At 72.8% G+C, this 20,720-nt stretch carries 20 protein-coding genes; 7 read left to right on the forward strand and 13 right to left on the reverse strand.

Translation table 11 applies throughout. The features are described from left to right. Positions 1-79 precede the first annotated feature (79 nt). The 8 genes from D9V37_RS09315 to D9V37_RS09350 form a co-directional block, all read right to left on the reverse strand. Positions 80-670: a methylated-DNA--[protein]-cysteine S-methyltransferase gene (locus D9V37_RS09315; protein ID WP_121805815.1), complete on the reverse strand. Its 591-nt coding sequence runs from the start codon at positions 668-670 to the stop codon at positions 80-82. Next, positions 667-1,131 (reverse strand): RNA polymerase sigma factor, encoded by a 465-nt coding sequence (locus D9V37_RS09320; protein WP_198412452.1) that lies wholly within the window; start codon positions 1,129-1,131, stop codon positions 667-669. The genes D9V37_RS09315 and D9V37_RS09320 overlap by 4 nt, the downstream gene beginning before the upstream one ends. A gap of 35 nt (positions 1,132-1,166) precedes the next feature. Further along, positions 1,167-1,967, reverse strand: coding sequence for a nuclease-related domain-containing protein (locus D9V37_RS09325; RefSeq protein ID WP_121805817.1), 801 nt, complete (start codon positions 1,965-1,967; stop codon positions 1,167-1,169). 69 nt (positions 1,968-2,036) lie between these two features. Further along, entirely contained in the window at positions 2,037-2,696 is a 660-nt protein-coding gene (locus D9V37_RS09330; RefSeq protein ID WP_121805818.1) for a M50 family metallopeptidase, read from the reverse strand. After that, positions 2,693-3,979, reverse strand: coding sequence for an MFS transporter (locus D9V37_RS09335; protein ID WP_198412453.1), 1,287 nt, complete (start codon positions 3,977-3,979; stop codon positions 2,693-2,695). The genes D9V37_RS09330 and D9V37_RS09335 overlap by 4 nt, the downstream gene beginning before the upstream one ends. A 74-nt stretch (positions 3,980-4,053) precedes the next feature. After that, on the reverse strand, positions 4,054-5,409 hold the full coding sequence (locus tag D9V37_RS09340; protein ID WP_121805819.1) for a hypothetical protein: 1,356 nt from the start codon (positions 5,407-5,409) through the stop codon (positions 4,054-4,056). Positions 5,410-5,519: 110 nt separating this feature from the next. Then, positions 5,520-5,927 carry a (deoxy)nucleoside triphosphate pyrophosphohydrolase gene (locus tag D9V37_RS09345; protein ID WP_121805820.1) on the reverse strand — a complete coding sequence of 136 codons (408 nt, stop codon included), beginning with the start codon at positions 5,925-5,927 and terminating at the stop codon, positions 5,520-5,522. Next, positions 5,924-6,517 carry a DinB family protein gene (locus tag D9V37_RS09350; protein WP_121805821.1) on the reverse strand — a complete coding sequence of 198 codons (594 nt, stop codon included), beginning with the start codon at positions 6,515-6,517 and terminating at the stop codon, positions 5,924-5,926. Before D9V37_RS09350 ends, D9V37_RS09345 begins: the two co-directional genes overlap by 4 nt. Before the next feature lie 67 nt (positions 6,518-6,584). Here D9V37_RS09350 and D9V37_RS09355 point away from each other — a divergent pair, with 67 nt between their 5' ends. Beyond that, positions 6,585-7,052, forward strand: coding sequence for a VOC family protein (locus D9V37_RS09355; RefSeq protein WP_121805822.1), 468 nt, complete (start codon positions 6,585-6,587; stop codon positions 7,050-7,052). 73 nt (positions 7,053-7,125) lie between these two features. On the opposite strand, the gene D9V37_RS09360 is transcribed toward D9V37_RS09355, so the two are convergent. Further along, positions 7,126-9,996 (reverse strand): vitamin B12-dependent ribonucleotide reductase, encoded by a 2,871-nt coding sequence (locus tag D9V37_RS09360; protein WP_121805823.1) that lies wholly within the window; start codon positions 9,994-9,996, stop codon positions 7,126-7,128. Positions 9,997-10,105: 109 nt separating this feature from the next. Beyond that, positions 10,106-10,570: a transcriptional regulator NrdR gene (gene nrdR, locus D9V37_RS09365; protein WP_121805824.1), complete on the reverse strand. Its 465-nt coding sequence runs from the start codon at positions 10,568-10,570 to the stop codon at positions 10,106-10,108. Positions 10,571-10,885: 315 nt separating this feature from the next. Between nrdR and D9V37_RS09370 the strand changes: the two genes are divergently transcribed. Together D9V37_RS09370 and D9V37_RS09375 are read left to right on the forward strand one after the other, a co-directional pair. Further along, positions 10,886-11,389 carry a hypothetical protein gene (locus tag D9V37_RS09370; protein ID WP_121805825.1) on the forward strand — a complete coding sequence of 168 codons (504 nt, stop codon included), beginning with the start codon at positions 10,886-10,888 and terminating at the stop codon, positions 11,387-11,389. 144 nt (positions 11,390-11,533) lie between these two features. Then, positions 11,534-13,126, forward strand: coding sequence for an ABC-F family ATP-binding cassette domain-containing protein (locus D9V37_RS09375; protein WP_121805929.1), 1,593 nt, complete (start codon positions 11,534-11,536; stop codon positions 13,124-13,126). Between the two features lie 49 nt (positions 13,127-13,175). Here D9V37_RS09375 and D9V37_RS09380 read toward each other — a convergent pair whose 3' ends face one another. After that, positions 13,176-13,580 (reverse strand): LysM peptidoglycan-binding domain-containing protein, encoded by a 405-nt coding sequence (locus D9V37_RS09380; RefSeq protein ID WP_121805826.1) that lies wholly within the window; start codon positions 13,578-13,580, stop codon positions 13,176-13,178. A gap of 401 nt (positions 13,581-13,981) precedes the next feature. On the opposite strand from D9V37_RS09380, the gene D9V37_RS09385 reads away from it, so the two are divergent. From D9V37_RS09385 to D9V37_RS09400, 4 genes are all read left to right on the forward strand, one after another. Continuing rightward, positions 13,982-15,316, forward strand: coding sequence for a CAP domain-containing protein (locus D9V37_RS09385; protein ID WP_121805827.1), 1,335 nt, complete (start codon positions 13,982-13,984; stop codon positions 15,314-15,316). A gap of 103 nt (positions 15,317-15,419) precedes the next feature. Continuing rightward, positions 15,420-16,190, forward strand: coding sequence for a transcriptional repressor LexA (gene lexA, locus D9V37_RS09390; RefSeq protein WP_121805828.1), 771 nt, complete (start codon positions 15,420-15,422; stop codon positions 16,188-16,190). Positions 16,191-16,200: 10 nt separating this feature from the next. Further along, entirely contained in the window at positions 16,201-17,148 is a 948-nt protein-coding gene (locus D9V37_RS09395) for a carbohydrate kinase family protein (protein WP_121805829.1), read from the forward strand. Continuing rightward, positions 17,145-18,077, forward strand: a complete 933-nt coding sequence (locus D9V37_RS09400; RefSeq protein ID WP_121805830.1) for a pseudouridine-5'-phosphate glycosidase — start codon at positions 17,145-17,147, stop codon at positions 18,075-18,077. The genes D9V37_RS09395 and D9V37_RS09400 overlap by 4 nt, the downstream gene beginning before the upstream one ends. Here the strand turns inward: D9V37_RS09400 and D9V37_RS09405 are convergent. Both D9V37_RS09405 and D9V37_RS09410 read right to left on the reverse strand, forming a co-directional pair. Beyond that, positions 18,055-19,932: an ATP-dependent DNA helicase gene (locus D9V37_RS09405; RefSeq protein ID WP_121805930.1), complete on the reverse strand. Its 1,878-nt coding sequence runs from the start codon at positions 19,930-19,932 to the stop codon at positions 18,055-18,057. The two genes, D9V37_RS09400 and D9V37_RS09405, sit on opposite strands and share 23 nt — an antisense overlap. Before the next feature lie 85 nt (positions 19,933-20,017). Beyond that, complete coding sequence (locus D9V37_RS09410) at positions 20,018-20,719, reverse strand: LemA family protein (RefSeq protein ID WP_121805831.1); 702 nt, start codon at positions 20,717-20,719, stop codon at positions 20,018-20,020. Between the last annotated feature and the right edge of the window lies 1 nt (position 20,720).

Here is a 20,720-nt window from a genome sequence, read left to right on the forward strand (position 1 = left end):
TTGTCACGGCCCGCGCCGGCTCCTGCCCAGTGCTGCTCAGTGGTGATCAGTGCTGCTCAGTGGTGATCNNNNGAGGTGATCAGTGCTGCTCGAGGTCCAGCAGGGCGCGCTTGCGCTCGGGGCCGCCGGCGTACTGGCCCAGGGAGCCGTCGGCGCGCACGACGCGATGGCAGGGCAGCACCACCGGGAGCGGGTTGAGGGCGCACGCGGTGCCGACGGCTCGCACGGCGCGGGGGCTGCCGGCCAGCGAGGCGACCTCGGAGTAGCTGGCGGTGCGGCCGTAGCCGATGTCGGCGAGGTGCTCGACGACCGCACGGCGAAAGCCGCGGGCCAGTCGCAGATCCAGGGCCACGTCGAACCGGCGGCGCCGTCCGGCGAAGTACTCCTCCAGCTCCGCGGCGGCCCGGTCGAGCCGGCGAGGAGCGGCCAGCACCCGCGCGCCCACCTGCTCGGCCAGCTCCTGGAGAACCTCGTCCTCGCGGACCTCCCCGTCGAAGGCCACCCGCACCAGGCCCGCCTCGGTGGCGGCCAGCAGCAGCGGGCCGACCGGGCTGTCGACCAGCCGGTAGCCGACGTCGAGCAGGGCGTCGCGGTCCGCGGCCCGGGCCAGCCGCTCGTGCAACCGGGCCAGCGTGCGCGCCTCGTCGCCGTCGGGGAAGAGCTCGCTCATGACGCCTCCAACCGCGTGCGCAGGTTCTTCACGCCGTCCGCGCTCGCGCGGCGCGCGGCGGCCTCGGTGCCGCCGAGGATCTGAGCCACCTCGCGGTGGCTCAGTCCGCCGAGGTGGTGGTAGGCCACGGCCAGCCGCTGCTTGTCGGGCAGCGTCCGCAGCGCCGCGTAGACCGGGTCGTGGGCGGTCGGGTCGCGATCGAGCACGCCGTGCTCGGGCACCTCGTCGGTGGGCACGGCGCGCCGGGTGCCAGCCCGGTACAGGTCGATCGCCTTGCGGTGGGCGATGGTGACCAGCCACGCCTCGGTGTTGGCGCCCTCGTCGAGCTCGGGGTAGGCGCGCAGCGCGGCCAGGAACGTCTCCGACCAGGCGTCCTCGGCGTCGACCGGACCCACGACGGCACGGCAGACCCGCAGCACGGTCGCACCGTGCCGCGCCACCACCTGCTCGAACGGGGCCACGACCAGCAGACGCTACGGCGCGCACCGGCGTGAGGTCACCTCACGGTCAGCAGGGAGGTGAGCCACTGACCGGTGTCGCCGATCAGGCTCGGGTCGCCGACCAGGACCGCGATCGCGACGCCGATGGCACCGGCTCGCAGTCCGATCTTCGTCATCGGCTCGGCCAGCAGCCGGCCACGTCGCCGACGCGGCGCCGGGTCGGCGAGCAGCTCGGTGACGTCGTCGTCGGCGCTGCGACCGCGAGCGAGCTTGATCTCCAGCAGCTGCGCGATGAACCGGGACCGGTCGGGGCCGATCACCTCACGACGGCTGGTGATCATCTGCTCCAAGAAGTTGCTCGAGCAGTAGACGACCCCACGAGTCATCCCGGCCACGGGCTCGTCGCGCACCAGGCACAGCACCGGCACGACCCACCGGGGGTCGACGCGCTCGAGCACCGAGGCGACGTCGAGCGCCGCGTCGGCCGCCTCGGCGACCTCGCGCTCGCGCGGGCGCCCCTCGGCGCGCAGGATGCCGTCCTCGAGCACCACCGGTCCGTCCCAGTGACGCAGGTCGACGACGAAGATGCCGCCGGGACCGATGACGACGTGGTCGATGACCTGTCCCTCGCGGCCCGGCCACGGCACGTCGTGCATGACCCGCCACGTGTAGGCCGGCAGGTTGTCGAGCGCGTCGGCACTGGGCTCCAGGCGAGCCGGACCACGCTTGTGGATCGGGGCGGCGGCCGCCGGCTCCACGGGCACGGCAGGCTGCACCGTCGCGGGCTCCGTGCGGCGTCGCCGCAGCGTCGCCGGTGCCGGCGCCGGCGTTGTCGGTGGTGCGTAGTCCAGGGCCATCGAGCCTCCTCCCCCGGTACCAGTGTCCACTATGTCCGGTTTCCAGGAAAGGAAAGGGCCGGATCGCCCTTAGCCCGACAGCAGCAGCCGGCCCCCGAGCCCCAGGGCCGCGAGGTCGACCAGCACGAAGACCCCGACCCAGACCAGGCCCGGCACCCGGGTCAGCCGGGCCAGGACGTCGGCGTCCGAGCCCGGCGCACGGCCACGGTGACGCAGCCGCTGGAGCTCCACCACGGTGCGCGGCGTGGCCAGCAGCAGGAACCACGTACCGACGCTGGCCGCCCACAGCTGCACCGTGATCGACCCCCACCAGGTCACGGCGAACACCGCGGCTCCGGCGAGCAGCACCGCCCACCATCCGTGCAGGTTGCGGATCTGCAGCAGCAGCAGCCCCAGCAGGACGACGGCGAGCCACAACGCCTCGCCGACGAGGTCCGCCTGCACCAGCGTCGCCGCGCCGAGCCCGAGCAGTGCGGGCCCGATGTAGCCGGCCAGCGCCGTGGCGATCATCCCCGGGCCGGTGGGACGCCCGCGGGAGACGGTGAGGCCCGATCCGTCGCGGTGGAGCCGGATGCCGGCCAGCCGTCGCCCGCACACGGCGGCGACGACGCCGTGTGCGCCCTCGTGGGCGATGGTCACCACGTGGCGGGTGATCCGCCACGACGCCGGGACCGTCACCGCGAGCAGCGCCAGCAAAGCAGCGAGGACCTGCTGCTGCAGCGGGGTCATCGGGCGGGTGTGGTGATCCGGTAGCGGACGAAGGCGGGCACCGCGAGGGTGGCCACCACGATGCCGACGACGACCAGCACGCCGCCGCCGGCCGCGGCTGCCGCCGTGCCGGCGCTGGCCGCCGCCGCCCCGTGCGCGACGTCGGCGATGCGGGGTCCGCCGGCGACGACGACGATGAAGATGCCCTGGAGCCGGCCGCGCACGGCGTCCGAGGCCGCCGACTGCAGCATGCTGGTGCGGAAGGCGGCCGAGGCCATGTCGGCCGCGCCGCCCACCACCAGGGCGAGCACGCTCAGCCACAGCATCAGGTGACGTACGGCCGACGAGCCGTCGACGGCGATGCCCACCGCCACGCCGAACCCGACCATCGCCAGCCCCCACACCACGATGCACACGATGACGGCGCGGCCCTGGGCGCTGACCCGCGAGACCCAGCCGGAGAAGACGCCGCCCACCACGGCGCCGGCCGGGATCGCGGCGAAGAGCAGCGCGAAGGCGAGACCGCCGTCCTGCGGACCGTGGAAGCTCTCGTGCGCGATCTGCGGGAACAGCGCCCGCGGCATCCCGAAGACCATCGCGATGATGTCGACCAGGAACGACATCAGCAGCACCGGCTGGCCGCGCAGGTAGGACAGGCCCTCGAGCACCGACCGCAGTCCGGGGGTGCCGGTCGGGGCACCCTGGATCGGCATCCGGGGCAGCTTCACCACCGCCCACAGCGTCGCGAACAGCGTGAGGGTGTCGATCAGGTACAGGTAGGAGTAGCCCAGCACCGGGATGAGCGCCCCGGCCACCAGCGGGCCGCCGATCGCGCCCGCCTGGGTGACGGTCATGCTCAGCGAGTTCGCGGCCGGGAGCAGCTCGGCGTCGAGCAGCCGCGGCAGGATCGCGCTCCGGGTGGGCTGGTTGATGGCGAAGAACGCCTGCTGCACGGCGAAGACGACCAGCAGCAGCCAGACGCTGCCGAGGTCCAGCGCGGCCTGCAGCCAGAACACCGCGCTGGTCGCGATCAGCCCGACGGTGCTGATCATCATCAGCGTGCGCCGGTCGAAGACGTCGGCCAGCGCACCACCCCACAGCCCGAAGACCACCAGCGGCACCAGGCCGAACACGCCGGTCAGGCCCACGTAGGCCGAGGATCCGGTGATCGCGTAGATCTGCGCCGGCACCGCCACGATGGTGAGCTGGGCGCCGATGACGGTGATGATCTGGGCGGTCCACAGTCGCCGGAAAGGTGCGTCCTGCAGTGGTCGCGTGTCGGCCACCAGGCCACGGATCCCCACCGTTTCACCCTACGGTCGCGACCTGTCCCGGCCGTCGACGGGCCACGATGTGAGGCACCCGCGTCGTCGGCTGCTCACAGCGGGTCGTTCAGCACCTGCCGCAGGCCCGGCACCAGCCCCACCGCCGGGGCGCACAGCCGCTCCACCTCGGTGGCACTCAGCCTGGCCCGGTGCACCACCGCGGCGGCCACCGCCCCCAGCCACACCTGGAGCTCGGGGTGCGCACGCTCTCGCAGGGGCAGGCTGCACGCCGAGCTCAGGGCGTGACCCTCCAGACGCCACAGCAGCATCTCGTAGGCCTCGTCGTCCTCTCGCGCAGCCAGGTGCCGCAGCATCAGGTGCCGCAGCCGCGGGGCGGCGACGTCGGCGACCAGCCCCTCCACCGCCGCGACCACCACCGGCGCAGCCGCCCACTCCGGCCCCGGCGGCGCCCCGTCGGGCAGCTCGGGGCGCAGCACCGGGCCCAGCGCGTGCAGCCGGACGGCCGGGGTTGCGTCGCGGCCGAGGAGCTCGGCGGCCAGCGCCGCGATCACGGCGTCGTGGAAGAGCCCGCGCAACGCCCGTCGGTACTCACGACTCAGCGTGTCCTGGCCCTGGGCGGGACCTTCGCAGAGCGCCACCGCGTCGCGCCACCGCTGAGCCAGCCGGCCGTCCTGCCCGAAGAGGGCCAGCACGTGGTGGGCATCGGCGTGGAGCTGGTGGAGCGCGTCCTCCAGACCGAGCGGACGGGCCAGCGCAGCGGCCACCGCGATCGGCCAGGTCAGCGAGCCGGTCTGCTCGACCGCGGCCGAGCGCGAGAGCACCGTGGCCAGCTGCACCGGGTCGAGGCTGCAGAGTCGGGCGGCGCGGGCGAGCACCAGCGGCGTCCGCGGGCCGTAACGCTGCGCGGGTTGGTACGACGCGCGGCGCGGCAGCCGCCAGGCGGGCGGCAGGTCGACCATCGGGTCGACCAGCTCCGCCAGCGCGCGGTAGCGCTGCTTGAGGTCGGCGTGCTCGTCGGGGTCCAGACGGCGCCGGGGCCCGCGCGGCGCCCGGCTCACCGACCACCGAACCGGCAGCACCTGCGCGTCGGGCTCGACCAGCCAGGCCTCCAGCTGATCGCGGTCGCCGGGTGGGTCGAGCCGCAGGCTCACCGTGGTCAGGCCGTCGTCGTAGCGAGCCAGCCACTCCGAGCCCACGGCGATGTCCCCGGCCACCAGCCGGGCCGCCGCCGCGTCGAGGAGCGCGCAGAGGTCGCGGGCACCGAACCGCCAGTCGGGTGCGGCGTCCTCGCCCAGACTGGGGTAGGCGTAGGCGTGCAGCTCGGGCAGGCCCCGCTCGACCAGGCCGACGGTGTAGGCGAAGTCGCGCCACGGCTCGTCGGGGTCGAAGACCACCTGGATCGCCCAGGTGGGCTCGTCGAACTGCTGCGGGGCCGGTGCGTGGCTCATGCCCCCAGCACACCCCGACGGCGGCGCCACCGCACCCGGTGACCGGCAGCCCGTGGAGAACCCGGCTTCGCCGCGCCCTGTGGACGCGAAACGACCCCCGACCGGGGGGATCAGGGGTGACCGGTGAGCACCAGGCCCAGCGCCGCGCGGTCGCTCTCGAGCCACGACACGGAGTCGAGCTGGTCGTAGCTCAACCAGCGCACCTGGTCGTGCGACTCCCCCGGCGTGGGCGTGCCGGCTACGACGACCGCGTAGAACAGCCGCAGCTCGTAGGCCCCCGAGATCGGCCAGGCATTGCCGTCGGGCGCAGCCAGCTCCGAGCCGACGGCGACCTCGATCGCCAGCTCCTCACCCAGCTCGCGCGCCAGCGCCTGCGGCGGCGTCTCTCCCGCCTCCACCTTGCCGCCGGGGAACTCCCACCGTCCCGCCAGCTCGGCCGGCCGGGTGCGACGCGCGGCCAGCACCCGCGTCGGTCGCTCGAGTGAGTCGACCAGCACGGCGCCGACCACCAGCCTCACGACGAGGCGGACGCTGCGGCGTCGCGAGCCGCTCGCTCGACGCGCGCGACGTGCGCCGGCCAGTCGTAGCCGGTCATCGAGTCCATGTTGGCGTCCGCCGGGAAGCGGCCCACGGCACCGTCGAGGCCCTCGCGGAGGATGTCGGCGTGCCCGGCGTGGCGTCCGGTCTCGGCCACCATGTGCACCAGCACCTGGTGCAGCGTCACCTCGTTGTCGTCACCCCACCACGGCACGTGCCCGACGGTGTCGAGGTCGAGGACCGCACAGGTCTCCTCGGCGTGCGCGATGGCCTTCGCGTACAGCCCGAGGATGTCGGCCCGGGTCTCCTCGGCCGTCGCGAAGAGGTCGGCGTTGGGGTCGGCCGACAAGACGTGCCACGGCAGCGCGATGCCGCTCGGACGGCCGAACGTGTCGCCGAAGTAGCCCAGCTCCACGCTCGCGAGATGCTTGACCAGCCCGAGCAGGTTGGTGCCGGTGCCGGTGAGCGGACGCCTGACGTCGTACTCGCTCAAGCCCTCGGTCTTGAACACCATCGCCCGGCGCGCACGGCCCAGGTAGTCCAGCAGGGTGCTCTTGGCGTCGGCGACCATGCGAGCAGCCTGCCACCCCGCCATCATGGGTTCGCGGCAGCCGCACCCGGACCGAAGGTGGCACACGATGAACGATGCACGAGACAGCCCCGACACCGTGACCGAGGTGCCCGACCAGGCCCCGCCGCCCCCGGACGAGGCGGACCGCGTCCGGCCGGGCGGCTTCCTGCTCGAGCTCGTCCCCATCCCGGTGAGCGACCTGGATCGCGCGAAGTCCTTCTACGCCGACAGCCTGGGCTTCCACGTGGACGTCGACGTGGCCCCCGCCGACGGCGTCCGCATCGTGCAGCTCACCCCCACCGGATCGGCGTGCTCCATCTTGTTGACCGAGGGCATCGCCGACCTCGACGGCGAGCCCGGCTCGATCCGCCGGCTCTACCTGGTGGTCCGTGACATCGAGGCCGCGCGCGCCGAGCTGGTGGGCCGCGGTGTCGAGGTGGCCGAGATCGTCGACGCGGGCGGCGGGATGCTGCTGGCCGGTTTCGCCGACCCCGATGGCAACACCTGGACGTTGCAGTACATGCCCTGGCGCTGAGGCGGGCGCAAGGACGTCATACGCCCCGGTCGCTGGAGCGACCGGGGCGTATGACGTTGTCGGCGTTCGAGACTCAGCTGCAGCCGGAGGTGCTGCCGCAGCCCTCGCAGACGTAGCAGCTGCCGGCCGGGCGCATCTTGGTGCCGCAGGTGAAGCACAGCGGGCTGTCGACGGCGGTGCCGGTGATCTGCTCCAGGAGCTCGGCCGAGGTGTGGGCGCCGGCCGGGGCGGGCTTGGCGACCGCCACCTCCTCGGCATCGGGGGCGTCGACCTCGACCGTGGGAGCGGCCTTGGCGTCGGGTGCCGAGAGGTCGCCGATCAGCTGGTCGCTGGTGCCGGTGTCCTCCACGGGCGGCTCGTAGGAGCCGGTCTCCAGGTGACGCTGACGCTCATCGGCGGAGTAGATGCCCAGGGCGGCGCGGTCCTCGAAGGACAGGTAGTCCAGCGCCAGGCGGCGGAAGACGTAGTCCATCAGCGACTGCGCCATCCGGACGTCCGCGTCGTCGGTGAGGCCGGCCGGCTCGAAGCGCAGGTTGGCGAACTTCGAGACGTAGGTCTCCAGCGGCACGCCGTACTGCAGGCCGATCGAGACCGCGATCGAGAACGCGTCCATCACGCCGGCCAGGGTGGAGCCCTGCTTGCCCAGCTTGAGGAAGATCTCGCCCAGGGTGCCGTCGTCGTGGGCGCCGGAGGTCATGTAGCCCTCGGCGCCGCCGACCGTGAAGCTCGTCGTGCGAGCCACCCGCGACTTCGGCAGCCGCTTGCGGGTGGGCTTGTAGACGACCTTCTCGACCTCGGTGACCGGCGTCTCGGCGGCAGTGTCGGCCTTCTTGGCCTTCGCGTCGGCCAGCGGCTGGCCCACCTTGCAGTTGTCGCGGTAGACCGCGGTGGCCTTCAGGCCCAGCTTCCACGACTGCAGGTAGATGTCCTCGATCTCGGCCACCGTCGCCGACTCCGGCAGGTTGACGGTCTTGGAGATCGCACCGGACAAGAACGGCTGGCAGGCCGCCATCATCCGCACGTGACCCATCGGCTTGAGCGCGCGGGCGCCCATGGCGCAGTCGAAGACCTCGTAGTGCTCGGGCTTGAGGCCCGGCGCGTCGACGACGTGGCCCTGCTCGGAGATGTACTCCACGATCGCCTCGACCTGCTCGGCCTGGTAGCCCAGCTTGGTCAGCGCGCGCGGCACCGTCTGGTTGACGATCTGCATCGAGCCGCCACCGACGAGCTTCTTGAACTTCACCAGCGAGAAGTCCGGCTCGATGCCGGTGGTGTCGCAGTCCATCATGAAGCCGATGGTGCCGGTGGGGGCGAGCACCGAGGCCTGGGCGTTGCGGAAGCCGTTGGTCTCCCCCAGCGTCTGCACCTGGGCCCAGGCCTGCGTGGCCAGCTCGTGCACGTCGCGGTCGGCGGCGTGCAGCGGACGCACGGCGTCGTTGGCGGCCTGGTGCTTGCGCATGACGCGACGGTGCGCATCGGCGTTGCGGGCGTAGCCGGCGTAGGGACCCACGACGGCGGCCAGCTCGGCACTGCGACGGTAGGAGGTACCGGTCATCAGCGAGGTGATGGCCGCAGCCATCGCGCGGCCACCGTCGGAGTCGTAGCCCAGGCCCATCGCCATCAGCAGCGCGCCGAGATTGGCGTAGCCGATGCCGAGCTGGCGGTAGTCGACGGTGGTCTTCCCGATCGCCTCGGTCGGGAAGTCGGCGAAGCAGATGGAGATGTCCATCGCGGTGATGATCACCTCGACCGCCTGCGCGAACAGCGCGGCGTCGAACGTGTCGTCGTCCTTGAGGAACTTCATCAGGTTCAGCGACGCCAGGTTGCACGAGGAGTTGTCCAGGCTCATGTACTCCGAGCACGGGTTGGACGCGGTGATCCGGCCGGTCTCGGGGTTGGTGTGCCAGTCGTTGATCGTGTCGTCGTACTGCAGGCCCGGGTCGGCGCACTCCCAGGCGGCCTTGCTGATCTTGGTGAACAGCTCGCGGGCGTCGACGGTCTCGATGACCTCGCCGGTCTTGCGCGAGCGCAGCCCGAAGCCCGTGCCGTCCTCGACCGCGCGCATGAACTCGTCGTTGACCCGGACGGAGTTGTTGGCGTTCTGGTACTGCACCGAGGTGATGTCGGCGCCGCCGAGGTCCATGTCGAAGCCGGCGTCGCGCAGCGCGCGGATCTTGTCCTCCTCGCGCGCCTTGGTCTCGACGAACTCCTCGATGTCGGGGTGGTCGACGTCGAGCACGACCATCTTCGCCGCACGGCGGGTGGCGCCGCCGGACTTGATGGTGCCGGCCGAGGCGTCGGCGCCGCGCATGAACGAGACCGGGCCCGAGGCCGTGCCACCCGAGGAGAGGAGCTCCTTGGAGGAGCGGATGCGCGAGAGGTTCAGCCCGGCGCCCGAGCCGCCCTTGAAGATGAACCCCTCCTCCTTGTACCAGTTGAGGATCGAGTCCATCGAGTCGTCGACGGAGAGGATGAAGCAGGCGCTGACCTGCTGCGGGCTCTGGGTACCGACGTTGAACCAGACCGGGGAGTTGAAGGAGAAGTACTGGTTGACCAGCAGCCAGGTCAGCTCGTGCTCGAACAGCTCGGCGTCGGCCGAGGTGGCGAAGTAGCCGTGGTCCTCGCCGCCCTTGCGGTAGGTGGAGACCACCCGGTCGATGAGCTGCTTGAGGCTCCACTCGCGGGCGTCGGTGCCGACCGCGCCGCGGAAGTACTTGGTGGTGACGATGGTGGAGGCGTTGAGCGACCAGCTCTCGGGGAACTCCACCCCGCGCTGCTCGAAGACGGTCTCGCCGCTCTTCCAGTTGGTCTGGACGACGTCGCGCCGCTCCCAGGTCAGCTCGTCGTAGGGGTGCACCCCCTCGGTGGAGAACACGCGCTCGATGCGCACGCCGTCGCCCTCGCTCGCGCTCGCCTGGTGGGCTCCGCTCACCGTCTCGGTCATGTGCCTCTCCTCGAGGGGGTTGATGGTGGTGCTGACTGTCCTGCTTGATGTGGGGCGCCCGGTGCACGCCGCTTCCCCACGACGTACACCGGGCAGACTGAGGTGGGGCTCAGCCCGTGGTCTCGGGCTCTCGCTCCAGTCGCATCAGCGCGATCTCGGCCTCGAAGTCGTCGGCGCTGGCGAAGTTCTTGTAGACGCTGCTGAACCGCAGGTAGGCCACCGGGTCGAGCTCGCGCAGCGGACCCAGGATGGCCAGCCCGATCTCGTGGGCGGGCACCTCGGCCCAGCCCTCGGCGCGCAAAGTGTCCTCGACGGCCTGCCCCAGCCGGGCCAGGTCGTCCTCGGAGACGGGCCGGCCCTTGCAGGCCTTGCGGACCCCGGCGACCGCCTTCTCCCGGGTGAAGGGCTCGGTGGCGCCGCTGCGCTTGGCCACCATGAGCTGCATCTGCTCGACCGTGGAGAACCGACGCTCGCACGAGGGGCAGACCCGGCGACGACGAATGGAGCCGCCGTCGTCGGCCACGCGGCTGTCGAGGACCCGGGTGTCCTCGGACTTGCAGAACGGGCAGTGCACGAACGCCTCCTCTCCGGTGGATCGACGGGGGCCTGCGGTGGACGGGCGGTGGATTCGCGGGCCGCTCCCTGTGGGAAACCGACCCATCCCTGTGGGACTAGATGTGGAAAACCACACCGGTGTAACTACTAGATCTAGTGGAACCGTACGCCGCCCACGGCCGGGACGCAACGTCTGCGGTGTGTCGAGCGCGTGTCGGTCGGTCGGCCGTCCGGACAGGGTCGTATCGGTGCAGGTCAGGGCCGTGCCGAAGGCCGTCGAGGACGCCGTGCGGGCCGGTCGGGACGTGCGTGTCGCGGTCGTACACTGTGACGCGTGGGACTGCAGCGACAGGCACCGGGCACGTTTCCACAGGGCCGCGCGCTGCTGCTCTCGACCGCGACCACCGTGACCGTCGTGGCCTGGGGTGTGCTGGTCTTCGCCGCCATCGACTTCGGACGCACGGCGCGCGACGGGCATCCCGGCGACTGGGGGCTGCTGGCCCTGGCCACGGTGGGCGCCGTGGCCTGCATGTTCTTGGCCATCGTGCTCGCCGCCCGGATGCAGGACATGATCCGGCTCAGCGCCCGCTCCTCGACCCGGCCGCTGCCGCGCTCGCTGCAGGAGCCCGAGGAGACCGAGGAGACCGAGGAGACCGGCGACCCCGGTGCGCTGGTGCCACCCCCGGTCGACGTCCGGACCGCGCCGGGACCCGCCCTCGAGGCGGCACCGGACCCGACCTCCCACCCGACACCCGCTCCTGCTCCCGACTCCGCTTCCACCTCTGGGCGCTCCGAGCGTCGCGGCCGGACCAGCGGCAAGCGGGCCGTGCGGCGCTAGCGCGTCCGGGCCCCACCCGCTCAAAACCCGTGGCGTGGGCGACGCCGACCTCCTAGGCTCGCCCTCGTGCTGATCTGACCCGTGTCCGAGCCCGTCGCCGGTGGAGCCCTCGTGGGCTCCCGGCACGACACGTGGGAGCACACCGTGACCCGCACCAGTCCCGCCCTGCACGCCGTGACCTGGGCCTGGCCCGACGGCACCGTCGCCTTCGACCGCCTCGACCTGCAGCTCCCGGCCGGGCGCACCGGCCTGGTCGGCGCCAACGGCAGCGGCAAGACCACCTTGTTGCGCCTGCTGGCCGGCGAGCTCACGCCGCAGGCAGGGCAGGTCAGCGGCGTCGAGGACGTCGCCCACCTGGCCCAGGACCTCGCCTTGGAGACCGAGCAGACGATCGCCGGCTTCATGGGCATCGACGGCGTGCGCACCTCGCTGCGACGCATCGAGGCCGGCTCGGTGGACCCGGCCGACTACGCGGCGGTCGGCGAGCGCTGGGACGTCGAGGACCGCGCCCGCGCCGAGCTCGCCCGTGCCGGGCTGCCGCGCACCGGCAACATCACCGGCACCAATGTGCTGGACCGGAGGCTGGGCGAGCTCTCCGGCGGTGAGGTCACCGCCCTCGGCCTGGCGCGGATCCTGCTGGCCCGGCCGGCGGTCGTGCTGCTGGACGAGCCGACCACCCACCTGGACCGGCAGGCCCGGGAGCGGCTGACCGAGACGCTGAGCACGCTGCGCGGCACCGTCGTCGTGGTCAGCCACGACCCCGAGCTGCTGGAGGGCTTGGACCAGATCGCGGAGCTGCGCGAGGGGCGGGTGCGTTGGTACGGCGGCGGTTGGTCGTCCTACGCGGCGCAGGTCCGGGCCGAGCAGGAGGCCGCCGAGCAGGCGCTCACCTCCGCCCGGGCCGACGTGCGCCGACAGCGCGCCGATCTGGTGGAGTCCGAGCAGGTGCTGGCCAGGCGTCGGCGCTACGCCCAGAAGATGTACGCCACCAAGCGCGAGCCGCGAGCGGTCATGAAGCTGCGCCAGCGGGCGGCCCAGCAGTCCGCTGCCGGCTACACCCGCACCCACCAGGACCGGTTGGACCGGGCCCGCGAGCGGCTGGCCGACGCCGAGCAGCAGGTCCGCGAGGATCGCGAGATCCGGGTGGACCTGCCCGACACGCAGGTGCCGGGCGCCCGGGTGGTGCTGCACACCGAGGGCCTGGTGCTGCGCACCGGGCGGGCGATCGAGCTGGAGCTGCGCGGTCCCGAACGGCTCGCCCTGCTCGGTGCGAACGGGTCGGGGAAGTCGACTCTGCTGCACACCGTGGCGGGACGGCTGGCGCCGCGATCGGGTCGCGTGGACGTGCGGGTGCCCGTGGGACTGCTGCCACAACGGCTGGACCTGCTCGATCCCGACCTCAGCATCGCCGCGAACCTGGCCCGGCGCGCCCCGGCGGCCGACGACAACCAGGTCCGGGCGCGTCTGGCCCGGTTCCTGTTCCGGGGCGACCGCGCGGACCAGCACGTCGCCTCGCTCTCGGGCGGGGAGCTGTTCCGGGCGACGCTGGCCGCCCTGCTGCTCGCCGATCCCGCCCCGCAGCTGCTGCTGCTCGACGAGCCGACCAACAGCCTGGACCTCGCTTCGAGGGAGGCGCTGGTCTCTGCCCTCGCCTGCTACGGCGGGGCGCTGGTGGTGGCCGGGCATGATCTCGCCTTCCTCGACCAGATCGGCGTGGAGCGGGCCGTCGAGCTGTGAACGCGGACCGGCGGCCCCGGGTCGAAGGGGGCCGCCGGGGATCGTGGGACTACCGCGGGATGGCGAGCTGCTGACCGACCTGCACCGTGGAGCCGGGCAGCGCGTTCAGCTCCTGGATCCGGTGCACCATGTCGGCGACCTGCCCGGGCCGCGCGACGCGGCCGGCGATGTCGTAGAGGGTGTCGCCGGGCTGGACGGTGACGACGCGCACCGCGTGGGTGTGGCCGCCGACCACGTCGTGGGTGGCGGCCGCCCAGCCACCGAGCGCCGTGGTGAGGACGAGGGCGGCGAGCAGGAAGCTCAGCACCACGACCACGCGACCCCGCCGGGTCAGCCGGGTCAGTCGGGCCGAGGCGGCTCGGCGACGCGGCCGGCGGCCGGGCTGGCGGTCGGGCTGGGCGGTGACGGTCGCGGGGGTGCGCACGAAGCTGGGCGAGAGGGAGAGGGTGCTCATCGAGGGCCTCCTGGGGGTCGGTGCTGGGAGCGGGGGAAGGGTGCTGACGGGCGACGGGTGAGCCGGTCCGCCGGAGGGGACGCGGCGCCTCGTGCTGGTCATGTCCGATGTCTACGCGGCCCCACCGACAGTTCTCGCCCAGACGCTGCGAGACCGCCACGCGAATCGAACACGCGTACGAGAATAGAGCACCTGTTCGAACGCCGCAAGGGGACCCGGCCCTCGCGGGCCACCTCGTCATGGTCCGTTCGAACTAGGCCGCCCCCGCCGAACCGCCTGAACTTCGCATTACGGCCCAAAACCCTCAAGTCGCCCCGCAATCTGTTCTCGGAAGCACTCGCCACATCGGGTGCACGGGGGATTCAACGGGGGATCCAATGCGCGTTGCAGCACGTTCTCGGGTGGCCACGATCGGCCTGCCTGCTCTGCTCCTGGCCGGGCTGCTGCCCGGCGTCGTCCCGGGTTCGACCGCCGCCGCCGTCGGCGCGCCGCTGGTCCGCAGCAGCGCCGTCGCCTCGCCCACCGGTCCGATCGACACCACGTCCGAGGCGGCCGTCCGCACCGCCTACCAGCAGCTGTGGGCCTCCGCCGCGAGCACGTCGATCGTGCCGACCGGCGGCTCCACCTCCAGCTGCACCACGTTCACCACCTCGGCCGCCGCCCAGAGCGCGACCCAGAACGCGATCAACTTCGCCCGCGGCCTGGCCGGGGAGAACGGCGTCAGCCTGCAGGCCGGGTACAACTCCGCCGCGGCGTCCTCGGCCCTCATCATGGCGGCCAGCGGCCGGCTCTCGCACAGCCCGGACAGCAGCTTCAGCTGCTGGACCCAGGCCGGCAAGGACGCCGCGGGCCGCTCCAACATCCTCATCGACAGCACGCACAACCCCTCGGCCGCACGCACGGCCAAGCTGTACCTCGACGACTCCGATGCCTCCAACACCGCCGTCGGCCACCGCCGCTGGCTGCTGCGCCCGGAGGCGACCACGATGGGCAGCGGCAACGCCCAGAGCGGCAGCTGGTTCGGCAACTCCATCTACGTCTTCACCTTCGGCGACGACAACGCGGCCGCGCCGGCCAAGGCGTTCTACGCCTGGCCCAGCGCCGGGTTCTTCCCGACCCAGCTCGAGCCGGCGGGTCGCTGGTCGCTCTCGACCAGCAGCGGCGGCAGCTTCGCCAACGCCCACGTCTCGGTGACCGGCCCCGGCGGCAACGCACTCGCCGTGCACCAGTACGCACCGGAGAACGGCTACGCCGACAACACCTTGACCTGGGACGTCTCGGGCGTCGCGGGCACCAGCTCGAGCAGCCCGTCGACCTACACCGTCACGGTCAGCGGCATCTCCGGCGCCGCCGCCTCCAGCTACACCTACTACGTGCGGCTCTTCGACCCCACCGCCGCACCCCAGGACCTGGTGCTGCCCGCCGACGGCGGCGTCGCCGGCCGCACGACCACCCGGACCGTGATCTCGGTCAGTCACCACAAGGTGCGCCGCCACCGCCACGTCGGCGTGCGCCTGGGCGCCGTGGCCAGCAACGGCCAGGCCGTCTCGGGACGCTTCGTGATCTACGTCGGGCGCCACAAGGTCCGCACCTTCGTGCTCCGGGCGAGCAGCCGGTCCACCCGCGTCCTGCGGCTGGCCTTCGACACGCCGGGCAACAAGCGGGTCCGCGCGGTCTTCAAGCCCTACGGGGCCTACGCCAGCAGCAGGTCGGCGGTGCGCATCCGGGTGCGGTGAGCCCCGGTCCGGCTGCGACACGCTCGAACACGTGTTTGAAGTAGCCGGCGACGTGGCCTAGGTTTGCCCTGCAACACCGAGGGAACCGCGAGAAAGGCCACCGATGCCCCCCACCACGCCCGGGACGAAGAAGTCGACGCGCAGCACCGGCCGGCGCAGCAAGGTCAGCGAGCTGCCCGACGCCCCGCCCGACGCCACCGGGCTCACGGCCCGCCAGCAGAAGGTGCTCGGCTACCTCAAGGAGTCGATCGAGAAGCGCGGCTACCCGCCGAGCATCCGCGAGATCGGCGAGAAAGTCGGGCTGGCCTCCTCCTCCTCGGTCGCCTACCAGCTGCGCGAGCTGGAGTCCAAGGGCTTCATCCGGCGCGACCCCAACCGTCCCCGCGCGGTCGAGGTGTTCATCCCCGAGCTGATGGCCGCCCGACGCGCCATCTCCGCGGCCGACCCCGACGAGTCGGTCGACGCCACCGACATCGGCAACACGATGCCCGCCCCGGCCCACGTGCCGCTGGTGGGCACCATCGCCGCCGGCGCCCCCATCCTGGCCGAGGAGCAGGTGCAGGAGGTCATGCCGCTGCCGCGCACGCTGGTCGGTGAGGGCACCTTGTTCATGTTGGAGGTCAAGGGCGACTCGATGGTCGATGCCGCCATCTGCGACGGCGACTACGTCGTGGTCCGCCAGGAGCAGACCGCCAGCAACGGCGAGATCATCGCGGCGATGATCGACGGCGAGGCCACGGTCAAGACGCTGCAGCGCAAGGACGGACACGTCTGGCTGCTGCCCCACAACTCCGACACCGAGCGCTACCAGCCCATCAACGGCGACCAGGCCACGGTGCTGGGCGTCGTCACGGCGGTGCTGCGCAAGGTGTAGAACCTCTCCCGTGGCGAGAAGCGCGGGCGCGGTCCTGGTCATCGGCGGGGCGAACCTCGACCGCCTGGCCCGTACCACCGGGCCGCTGCAGCAGGGCACGAGCAACCCGGGCACGGCGATGGAGACCGCCGGCGGCGTGGGGCGCAACGTGGCCGAGAACCTGGCCCGACTCGGTGCGCACACGCGGCTGGTCGCTGCGGTCGGCGACGACGCTGCCGGCGCCCGGATCCTCGACCTCACCCAGGCCGCCGGCGTGGAGACGGTCGAGGTGCCCTGGCGCGGCCCGACCGGCAGCTACACCGCGATCCTCGACCAGGACGGCAGCCTGCTGGCCGGCGTGGCCGACATGGCGGCCACCGAGTCCATCTCCCTCGACCACGTGCCGCGCCGCTGGCTGGCCGACTGCGCCTGGCTGGTGCTCGACGGCAACCTGACGGCCGCGACACTCGCCCACGCGCTACGGCTGGCGGAGTCCTGGCAGATCCCGGTCGTGCTCGACCCGGTCAGCGCGCCGAAGGCGGCGCTGGTGCGGCCGCTGCTCGGGCAGAGCCGGATCCATACCCTGACCCCCACACTCGACGAGCTCACCGCGCTGGCCGGCACCGACGGCACCGACGGCACCGACAACCCCGACGACCCCGACGCCGCCGCCGCGTGGCTGCTCGAGCGCGACGTCGAGGTGGTGTGGCTGCGACGCGGCGAGGCGGGCAGCACCCTGTACCGGCGCGGCCACGCGCCCGAGACGGTACGGCTGCCGCCGGTGAGCGCGGTCGACGTGACCGGGGCCGGCGACGCCATGCTCGCCGCCTACGTCGACGCACTGTGGCAGGGGGCCGACCTGGTGCACGCCGCGTGGAGCGGCGCCGCCGCGGCCGCGCTCACGGTGGCCTCACCGGTGACCGTACGACCCGACCTGTCCCGCGAGCTGATCGCGCTGACGCTGGAGGAGAGCCGTTGAACCCCCCGCCGAGCACCCCCGTGCGCACCAGTCCCGAGGTCGCCGACGCGCTGGCCGAGGGGCGTCCCGTGCTGGCGCTGGAGAGCACCATCATCAGCCACGGCATGCCCTATCCCGACAACGTGGCGATGGCGCGCGAGGTGGAGCAGATCGCCCGCGACCACGGCGTCGTGCCGGCCACCGTCGCGGTGCTCGACGGCGTCCCGCTGGCCGGGCTGGACGAGGCCCAGCTGGAGCTGCTGGCCTCCGACCCCGGGGTGCGCAAGGTGAGCATGCGCGACCTGGGCTACGTGGTCTCGCGCGGCGAGCACGGCGCGACCACGGTGGCCGCGACGATGCGGCTGGCCCACCTGGCCGGCATCGGCGTCTTCACCACGGGTGGCCTCGGCGGGGTGCACCGCGGCGCCAGCAGCAGCTACGACGTCAGCGCCGACCTCACCGAGCTCTCCCGGACCCCGGTGACGGTGGTCTGCGCCGGGGTGAAGTCCATCCTCGACATCGGGCTGACCCTGGAGATGCTGGAGACGCTCGGCGTGCCGGTGGTGGGACTGGGCGCCGAGGAGTTCCCGGCGTTCTACACCCGCCGCAGCGGTTTCTCGGTGCCGCTGCGGGTCGACTCGCCCGCCGAGGTCGCGGCGATGGCGCACGCCCAGCAGGCGCTGGGCATCACGGCGGGGATGGTGGTGGCCAACCCGGTGCCGGTGAGCGACGAGATCCCCGCCGAGCGCATCGACGCCGTCATCGACCAGGCGCTCGGCGACGCCGACCGGCTGGGGGTCCGCGGCAAGGACATCACGCCGTACCTGCTCGGCCGGATCGTGGAGATCACCGGCGGGGAGAGCCTGCGCACCAATGTCGCGCTGGTGCGCCACAACGCCCACGTGGGCGCGCAGGTGGCGGCCGAGCTCAGCCGGCTGCGAGGCGCCTGAGCGCCTTGCGGACCACCTCGGGGTCCTCGGTGGTCCACATCGGCGGCAGGCTGGAGCGCAGGAACGAGCCGTAGCGGGCGGTGGCCAGGCGTGGGTCGAGCACGGCCACCACGCCGCGGTCGGTGACCGAGCGGATCAACCGGCCGCTGCCCTGGGCCAGCAGGAGTGCGGCGTGGGTGGCCGCGACCTGCATGAAGCCGTTGCCGCCGGCGGCGTCGGCGGCCCGCTGCCGCGCCGACATCAGCGGGTCGTCGGGTCGTGGGAACGGGATCCGGTCGATGATCACCAGCTGGCAGGTGTCGCCGGGCACGTCGAGGCCCTGCCACAGCGACAAGGTGCCGAACAGGCAGGTGTGCGGGTCGCCGACGAACTGTCGCGCCAGCTCCGGCAGCTGGGCATCGCCCTGGGCCAGGGTCGTCAGGTGCGGCAGCCGCTCGCGGACGTGCTCGGCCGCGGCCTCGGCGGCTCGGCGCGACGAGAACAGTCCGAGAGTGCGGCCCTCGAGGGCGTCGACCAGGTCGACGATCTCGTCCAGCTGGGCCTGCCCCAGCCCGTCGCGGCTCGGCGGCGGCATCCTCCGCGCCAGGTAGAGGATGCCCTGGCTGCGGTAGTCGAAGGGCGAGCCCACGTCGAGCCCGGCCCACGGCAGCACGGACTCGGTGCGCTCGACCTCGGCCGAACCGTCCTCGCGCTCGGCGTGCTTGAGCCCGAGCGAGCTGGCGACGACGTCGAAGTCGCCGCCGAGCTTGAGCGTGGCCGAGGTCAGGACGGCGGTCTTGTCGGTGAGCAGGTGGTCGCGCATCTGCGCCCACACCGACAGCGGCGCCACGCACAGGTGGTTGCCGCCGCGCCGCTCGTCTCGTTGGGCGACCCACAAGACGTCGGCGTCGGAGCCCGCAGCCATGCGCTCGGCGGTGGCGAACACCTCCTGCGCCCAGCCCCGGACCTGGGTGAGGCCGGCGTCGTCGCTCTCCTTGGGCAGGGCCGAGACCAGCGCGCGAGCGGCGTCGCGCACCAAGACGAGCGCGTCGGCGAGGTCGTCTGGGACCCGGTCGAGCCGGCCCGCGGGGGCGGCATCGACGGCGGCGCGCAGGGCGTCACCGGCATCGGCCAGGTCCTCGCCCTGGGTCCCCTCGGCGTGGCGGACGCCGCGTCGCGCCACCCGGTCGACCTCGCCGGCCGAGAGCTCGTCGGTGGCGGCCTGGGTGACGCGCGCGACCAGCTCGTGGGCCTCGTCGACCACGACGGCGTCGTACTCGGGGATCATCGGGATGCCCTCGACGGCGTCGATGGCCAGCAGCGAGTGGTTGGTGACCACGACCTGCGAGCGCGCCGCGCGCTCCTTGGCCCGCTCGGCGAAGCACTCGGTGCCGTAGGGGCAGCGAGCAGCGCCCAGGCACTCACGGTGGGAGACCGAGACCTGCCGCCACACGCGGTCGGTGTGGCGCGGGGCGTGGTCGCGCTCGCCGGTGCCCTGAGCCTCGGCCTCGCCCTCCACCCACTCGCGCAGCGCGACGACCTCGGCGCCGATCGAGCCTTCGGGCAGGTCGACCAGCGTGCCCTGGTCGTCGGGCACGCCCTCGCGCACCCGGTGCAGGCAGGCGTAGTTCGAGCGGCCCTTCAAGACCGCGAACGACGGCGGCTCGGGCAGCACCTCGGTGGTGGCCTCGACCAGCGCGGGCAGGTCGCGCTCGACCAGCTGGTGCTGCAGCGCCAAGGTGGCGGTGGCAACCACCACCCGGTCGCGGTGCAGCAGTGCCGGCACCAGGTAGGCCAACGACTTGCCGGTGCCGGTGCCGGCCTGCACCAGGAGGTGCCGGCGTCGCTCGAAGGCCTCGGCGACCGCCTCGGCCATCTGCACCTGCCCCGGGCGCTCCTCGCCGCCCAGGGCGGCCACAGCCGCGGCGAGGACGTCGAGCAGCTCCGGCACGCAGGCGACGCTACTGGGTGGGCGGGGTCCCTCCGGACGCCGGCGGCTCGGCCTGTGGAGAACCCACCTGCGGCGCGGCCGGCGGCTGCTCGACCGCCGGGGGTGCGGCCGGCGTGGTGCCGACCTGTGGCGCCGGCGGGTCGAAGCTGACCTGCGGCGCGGCCTCGACGCCCTCGGGGGCCTTGTAGAACTCCCGCTTCGAGACGCCCGCGACGCCGGCGAAGAACATCGTCGGGATGGTCGAGACGGCGTTGTTGAGCTGCGTGACGGCGTCGTTGTAGTACTGCCGCGCGAAGGAGATCTGGTTCTCGGTGTCGGCCAGCTGCTTTTGCAGGTCGGCGAAGTTGGCGCTGGCCTTGAGGTCCGGGTACGCCTCGGCGACGGCCATGACGTTGACCAGCGCGTTGCTCAGCTGCTGGTCGGCGGCCGCCTTCTCGGGCACGTCGTTGCCCTTGGCCGCCTGGGCCACCCGCGCCCGGGCGGCCGTGACGGCCTCGAACACGCCGGCCTCGTGCGCGGCGTAGCCCTTCACCGTGTTGACCAGGTTCGGGATCAGGTCGGCGCGCCGCTGCAGCTGCACGTCGATCCCGCCGAGCGCCTCCTGGGCCGCGATGTCGGACTTGCGGAGCTTGTTGAAGCCGGAGACGCCGAACGCGACCAGCGCGACGACGATCACCACCACCACGATCAAGACGATCACTGCTGCACCCATC

The sequence above is a fragment of the Nocardioides mangrovicus genome, from assembly GCF_003674065.1.
GTDB lineage: Bacteria > Actinomycetota > Actinomycetes > Propionibacteriales > Nocardioidaceae > Marmoricola > Marmoricola mangrovicus.